6 protein-coding genes are annotated in these 6,410 nt (G+C 74.0%); 1 reads left to right on the top strand and 5 read right to left on the bottom strand.

What is annotated here, in order from left to right; translation table 11 throughout:
- Nucleotides 1–127: 127 nt before the first annotated feature.
- The 5 genes from EBO15_RS29955 to EBO15_RS29935 all read right to left on the bottom strand — a co-directional run bounded on the left by EBO15_RS29955 (nt 128) and on the right by EBO15_RS29935 (nt 5,562).
- Nucleotides 128–1,060 (bottom strand): sulfotransferase domain-containing protein, encoded by a 933-nt coding sequence (locus EBO15_RS29955; protein WP_122197822.1) that lies wholly within the window; start codon nt 1,058–1,060, stop codon nt 128–130.
- Nucleotides 1,057–2,112 carry a methyltransferase gene (locus EBO15_RS29950; protein ID WP_122197821.1) on the bottom strand — a complete coding sequence of 352 codons (1,056 nt, stop codon included), beginning with the start codon at nt 2,110–2,112 and terminating at the stop codon, nt 1,057–1,059. Before EBO15_RS29950 ends, EBO15_RS29955 begins: the two co-directional genes overlap by 4 nt.
- Before the next feature lie 137 nt (nt 2,113–2,249).
- Nucleotides 2,250–3,572, bottom strand: coding sequence for a sensor histidine kinase (locus tag EBO15_RS29945; RefSeq protein WP_122197820.1), 1,323 nt, complete (start codon nt 3,570–3,572; stop codon nt 2,250–2,252).
- An 11-nt stretch (nt 3,573–3,583) separates the two neighbouring features.
- Entirely contained in the window at nt 3,584–4,237 is a 654-nt protein-coding gene (locus EBO15_RS29940; protein ID WP_122197819.1) for a response regulator transcription factor, read from the bottom strand.
- Nucleotides 4,238–4,374: 137 nt separating this feature from the next.
- Entirely contained in the window at nt 4,375–5,562 is a 1,188-nt protein-coding gene (locus tag EBO15_RS29935) for a cytochrome P450 (protein WP_122197818.1), read from the bottom strand.
- A 215-nt stretch (nt 5,563–5,777) separates the two neighbouring features.
- Here EBO15_RS29935 and EBO15_RS29930 point away from each other — a divergent pair, with 215 nt between their 5' ends.
- On the top strand, nt 5,778–6,371 hold the full coding sequence (locus EBO15_RS29930) for a hypothetical protein (protein WP_122197817.1): 594 nt from the start codon (nt 5,778–5,780) through the stop codon (nt 6,369–6,371).
- Nucleotides 6,372–6,410: the final 39 nt, after the last annotated feature.

Below are 6,410 nucleotides of genomic sequence, written 5' to 3'. Positions count from 1 at the left end.
CTGACCGGCACGGGGCGTCCCGGCGAGGCCGGGACGCCCCGTGCGGGAAGCGGCGGTGGGGGAAACGAGAAGGGGCGGTGGCCGGGGATCCGGCCACCGCCCCTTCTCCGCGGGGCGCGGGAGCGGGCTATCTGATCAGCCAGGAGAGCAGGTCGGGCGGGGTCGTGGCGGCGAGGCGCCCGTGGAAGGCGGCGAACTCCTCCGGGGTCAGCAGGGCGCGGCCGGAGCCCGAGCGGCCGGCGCGGAAGAAGGTGCGGGCGTCCTTCAGGCGCTCCCGCCCGGCCGGGACGAGCCGGGCGGCGTCGGCGCGCATCCGCCGGAACGTCGCGGCCTCCAGCAGAGACGGCCAGCGGTCCTCCGGGACGGTGATCCCCAGGCGGTCCGCGACCCGGCGCATCTGGCCCGGCAGGTCGGCGGCCAGGTCGGCGTAGTGGACGAGCAGCACGTTCGGGTCGTCCCGGCGTTCCCAGGCGTCGGTGACGTGCCACATGAGGCGGTTCAGGGAGTCCGGCTCCCAGTCGTCGCGGGCGAGCCAGGACAGCAGCCACGCGCGTTCGGGATCGGCGGGCCGCCGGTCCGGGTCCTCGTCGTACACGTGGTAGCGCGACACCGCCACGTCGAGCGGGTCGCGGGCGACCACGACGAAGGTCGCGCGCGGATCCGCCGGGAGCCCGTCCAGCGGAGTGTGCGTCTTGATCACCCGGCGGTGCGGCTGGTCCGCGAGCAGCGCGTACACCTCCTCGGCGGGGCGCACGAGCTGGTCCAGCCAGGGAGAGAGCTCGGCCAGCGGCGCGGGCGGCTCCGGCCGCTGGAACACCAGCAGGACGCAGATCATCTGCATCCAGGTCGTCCCGCTCTTGTGACCGGTGCTGACGACGACGTCGCCGGGCCGGAACGGGAAGCCGAGCCAGCGGGTGCTGTCGTCCTCCAGCGTCCGGTAGACGGCGGGCGGCGGCTGCGTGACCGGCTGCTTGACCGGCGCGGTGGCCGGCTGCGTGACCGGCGCGGTGACCGGCGGAGCGCCGGTCACGGCGGGCCCCGGCAGGGTGGGGTCGGTCATCGCGGCAAGGCCTCCACGAGGCTCAGGGCGTAGGGCAGCTCGATCACCCGGTTCGGCCGCAGGCCCGCCTCTCCGAGCAGGCCGAGGTACTCCGACTCGGTCCGCTCGCGCGCGCCGTCGTACAGCGCGAGCATCCGCATGTCGAGCTCCTTGCCCAGGTGCGGACGGTCGTCCTCGGGCAGCAGGATGTCCAGCAGCAGCACCCGGCCGTGCGCGGGCAGCGCGGCCCGCACGTTCCGCAGGATGGTCAGGGCGTCCTCGTCGTTCCAGTTGTGCACGATGTTGGACAGCACGTAGGCGTCCGCCGTGGGGACCTCGGCGAAGAAGTCCCCGGCGACCAGCTCGCAGCGGTCGGCGACGCCCAGGGGCGCGAGGAAGCCCGAGGCCGCCTCGATCACCGGCTCCAGCTCGAACAGCAGGCCGCGCGTGTCCGGGTAGGTCGCGAGGATCGTCGCCAGGACGGTGCCCACGCCACCGCCGATGTCGGCGATCGTGCCGAGGCCGGTGAAGTCGTAGGCGGCGACGGTGGCCTCGGCGATGGTCCGCGAGCGCGTCGCCATGTGCGCGTCGAAGTGGTGCCGGGCGTCCGGGTGGGACGCCAGGTAGCCGTACATCGAGCCGAACCGCGCGGCGAACGGGGACTTGCCGTTGCGCACCGCCTCGTCCAGCGAGCCCATCGCCTCGAGGAAGTCCGGGGCGCCCTGCGGGATGACGACCGACCGCATGGAACGCCGCACGTCGCCGCGCAGGGTGTGCCCGACGTCGGTGAGGTCGTAGCGGACCGGCCCGCCCTCGGCCCGGAGCGTCCGGACGAGCCCGCTGCCCGCCGAGGTGCGCAGCAGCCGGGCGAGCGCGGCGCGGTCCAGCCCGGCCCGCTCGGCGATCTCCTCGACGGTCAGCGGGCCCTCGCGTAACCAGCCCGCGAGGTCCAGCTCGACGAACGCGTACAGCGCGGAGAACCGCCATCCGGCGCGGAGCATCTCCCACACGAAGGACCTGGGGTCCTCGCTGTCGACGACGTCCTTGGCCTCCGCGGCCGTGGTTTCGGACATGCTGCTCCTCCTGGAGTCACGGTTGCGCCGGGGGAAGACCGGCGGACGGTCGGGACGAACTGGACGGGGTACGGGGCCGGACGGGGTTCGGGGACGGGACGGGACGGGGTTCGGGGACGGGACGTTCGCGGGCGGGGTCAGACCTGGGCGGGCGCGCGGGTCTCGGCGCCGCCGTGCCGCCCCGGCGCGCCGGCCGGGGGGAACGTCACGGAGATCACCAGCCCGCCGCCGGGCCGTGCCCGGGCCACGACGGCGGCGTCGTGCGCGTCGGCGATGGCCTGGACGATCGACAGGCCGAGGCCGAGGCCCTCGGTGCGGCCGGTCTGCTCGGCGCCCAGCCGCTCGAACGGTTCGAAGAGCTGCTCCACCGCGGGGTCCGGGATCACCCGGCCGGTGTTGGCGACGGTCAGCACCGCGGACCCGTCCCGCCGGACCGCGGTGACCTCCACCAGCCCGCCGGGGACGTTGTGCCGCAGCGCGTTGTCGACCAGGTTGGTGATCATCCGTTCGGCGAGCCGCGCGTCGCCCGCCACCGGCGCCGCGGCGAGTTCGGTCCGGACGGTCACGCCGAGCCGCCGCGCCTCGTCCGACCGGTTCAGCACCGCGTCCCGGGTGAGCGCGGCCACGTCGAACGGTTCGCGGCGGCTGATCCCGGCCTGCCCGCGGGCCAGCGTGAGCAGCGCCAGGACGAGCTGCTCCTGCTGCGCCCCGGCCGCCAGCACCCGCTCGTGCGCGGCGCGCAGCGACTCCACCGTGGCGTCCGGGTCGGCGAGCGCGACCTGCGCGAGGGTCCGCTGCCGCGTCATGGGGGTGCGCAGCTCGTGCGAGACGTGCGCGATGAACTGCCGTTGCGCCAGGAACGTCCCCTCCAGCCGGGCGAGCAGCCCGTCGAAGGTGTCGCCGAGCTCCTTCAGCTCGTCCTGCGGGCCGTCCAGCGCGAGCCGCTCGTGCAGGTTGCTGGCCGAGATGGTGCGGGCGGCCGCGGTGACCCGCTGGAGCCTGCGCAGCACCCTCCCGGCCACCACCCAGCCGACCCCGAGCGAGATCACCGTCGTGATGCCGAGCGCGGTGCCGGACTGCACGAGGAGCGAGCGCAGCTCCCCGGCGCGCTGCGCGCGGGCCGCCTCCTCGCCGCGCTTGGCGGTGTCGGCGGCCTGGGACGGGCCCGGGGCCTGGCTCACACCGCCGCCGACGCCCCCGCCCGAGCTGGAGTGCGAGGAACCGTCCGCGCCGGGCGAGGACGAGCCGCGCGCCATCGCGTTGTTGTCGCCGTTCGGCCCCCGGAAGGTGTAGACGCCGGGCGTGGACTGGCTGGCCAGCAGGTAGGTGATGCCGACCAGCGCCGTCCCGCAGACCAGGAACAGCGCCCCGTACAGCAGGGTGAGCCTGAGGCGGACCGTGCGGCGGGACAGGCCGGACCGGAGGAGCCCGGGCGTCCGGCGGGACCGGGGAAGTCGCATCGGACGGCCCCTCAGATCCGGTACCCGGACTTGGCCACCGTGGCGATGACCTGGGGTTCGCCGAGTTTGGCGCGCAGCCGGCTGATGGTGACCTTCACGGTCTTGGTGAACGGGTCGGCGCTCTCGTCCCAGACCCGTTCCAGCAGCTCCTCGGCCGACACGGCACGGCCCTCCGCGGCGAGCAGGACCTCCAGCACCCCGAACTCCTTCGGCGCGAGATCCAGGTTCCGGCCGCCGCGTCTGGCGTCGCGCCGCGCGGTGTCCACGACGATGTCGCGGTGCCGCAGCACCGGCGGAGCCACCGGGTGCGCCCGGCGGGCGAGCGCGCCGATCCGGGCCACCAGCACCGGGAAGTCGAACGGCTTGGGCAGGTAGTCGTCGGCGCCGATGCCGAGGCCGTCCACCAGGTCCTCGGACGTGGCGGCGGCGGTCAGCATCAGCACCCGGCTGCGGCTCTCGGCCAGGATCAGCCGTGCGCACACCTCGTCGCCGTGCAGGCCGGGCAGGTCCCGGTCCAGCACCACCACGTCGTAGTCGTTGACCAGCGCGCGCTCCAGGCCGGACGGGCCGTCGAACGCCACGTCCACGGCCATGGTCGCGCGGCGCAGCCCGACGGCGACCGCCTGCGCCAGCTCCTCGTCGTCCTCGATCACCAGGACCCGCACGTGCGCTCCTCCCGACGGAACCGACCCCGTGTGCCACCGCTTCGGCCGCGCCGTCCCGGATGCGCAGGACGCGCAGTTGGACACGGCTCCATCATGCCCTCGCCCCCGGTTTCGGGGAGGTCTCAGCCCCCGGATCCTCAGCCCTTGAGGGCGACCGGGAGGCTGCTCATCCCGGCCAGGAAGTTGGAGTAGACGGGCCGTCCGGGCCCGGTCCGCTCGATGCCGGCGACCCGGTCGCGCAGCCCCGCCAGCATCGCGTTGATCTCCACCCGGCCGAGGTGCGCCCCCAGGCAGAAGTGCCGCCCGTAGCCGAGCGCCAGGTGCTTGTTGGGCGAGCGGCCCAGCAGGAACCGGTCGGGCTCGGCGAACGCGTCCTCGTCCCGGTTGGCCGAGGTGAACCAGAGCGTCACCAGCTCCCCGGCGCGGATCCGGCGGCCCGCGATCTCGGTGTCGGTGAGCGCGACCCGGCCGAAGTGCATGGTCGGGGTGGTCCAGCGCAGCACCTCCTCCCCGGCGGACTCGACGGTCGCCTCGCCGTCCTTGAGGGCCCGCCACTGCCCGGGGTCCCCGGCCAGCTCCCGCACCGCGCCGATCATGGCCAGGCGGCTGGTCTCGTCCCCGCCCATGATCAGGCTGTAGCAGTTGAGGACGACGTCCTCGTCGCTGAGCCGCCGCCCGCCCACCTCGGCGGTGGCCATGAGGCTGATCGGGTCCTCGCCCGGCCGCCGGCGGCGGGCCTGGAGCAGGTCGGTGAAGTAGAGCAGGATCTCGGCCCGCGCCATCCGGTCCTCGGCGGCGTCCGGCGCCGCGTAGTCCGAGGCCAGCGCGGTCTTGGTCAGCTTCAGCACGTGCTGCCGGTCGGCGGCCGGCACGTCGAGCAGGTCGCAGATCGTCTCCAGCGGCACGGCCGAGGCGATGTCCCGGGCGAAGTCGCACTCGCCGCGCTCGACGGCCTCGGCCAGCAGCCGGTCGATCAGCAGGCGCACGCGCTCGGCGACCCCGGCGAGGGCGCGCGGCGAGAACGCCCGCAGCAGCAGGCTGCGCAACTCGGTGTGGCGGGGCCCGTCGGTGACCGCGAGCATCCGTCCCGCGCCGGTGTCGCCGCCCGCGAGCATGGTCGCCAGCACGTTCCCGCGCTCGGAGGTGAACGTCGCGTCGTCGCGGAGGATCCGCGCGACGTCGGCGTACCGCGTGACCACCCAGAAATCGGGGGCGCCCTTCGGCCCGGGGTGCCGGTGAACGGGCTCCCCGGTGCGCAGCCGCCGCCAGACATCGGCCATGTCGTGCTCGGCGTAGGTCGTCGGGTCGACCAGATCCGGAACCATTTGACTCACCCAATCCTCGCTATGGCGCTGTCAACGTACCGGGCGTCCCACAAGGCATCAAGGAGTCATTCAGTTGGACGATCCGGGCGCGTCCCAGGTGTCCAGGTAAAAGTATTTGGACGCTTGCGCACAGGCCCTCCGGTGACTGATACCTCTCCGAAACCCCTGGCTCGATAGAACTCCATCCCAGGTGGTGTCGAGAGAAGGAGCAACCCATGCAAGCACGCACCGGCCGCGGCGCCCGCGCGACCGCCCTGCTGGCCACAGGCCTGGCGCTGTTCGCCCTGGTGGCGAGCGGATGTGGGTCGTCCGGCGGCGACGACAAGAAGGGCGTGGCCGCAGTGGACTCCGCCTCCGCCCCTCCGCAGGGCGGCGGCGGCGGTGGCGGCGGCAACGGCAAGCCCCCGAGCGACCAGCAGATCTACGACGGCCTGCTCAAGTACGCCAAGTGCATGCGCTCGCACGGGATCAGCAAGTTCCCCGACCCGGTGCTCGGCAAGGGCCTGCAGGTCAACGGCAACGACGTGGGGGCCGACACGGCGACCTACAAGTCCGCCGACGGCAGCTGCAAGTCGCTGATGCCGGGCGGCGGCGCGGGGGACAACGCCCCGAAGGACCGCGCCGCGGCGCTGAAGTACTCGCAGTGCATGCGGGGGCACGGAGTGACCAAGTTCCCCGACCCGAACCCCAACGGGGGCATGAACCTCGACGGCGACAAGATCGGAATGACGCAGGACAACCCCGTCTTCCAGGCCGCGCAGAAGGCGTGCCAGCAGTTCCTCGGCGCCGGGGGACAGGCGGGCGGCTGATCCGCCGCGCCCCCGGCCGGAGCACCGGCCGGCCCTCCC

This window comes from Actinomadura harenae (assembly GCF_003696215.1).
Lineage (GTDB): Bacteria > Actinomycetota > Actinomycetes > Streptosporangiales > Streptosporangiaceae > Spirillospora > Spirillospora harenae.
This window is presented reverse-complemented; position numbering and strand designations above follow the sequence as displayed.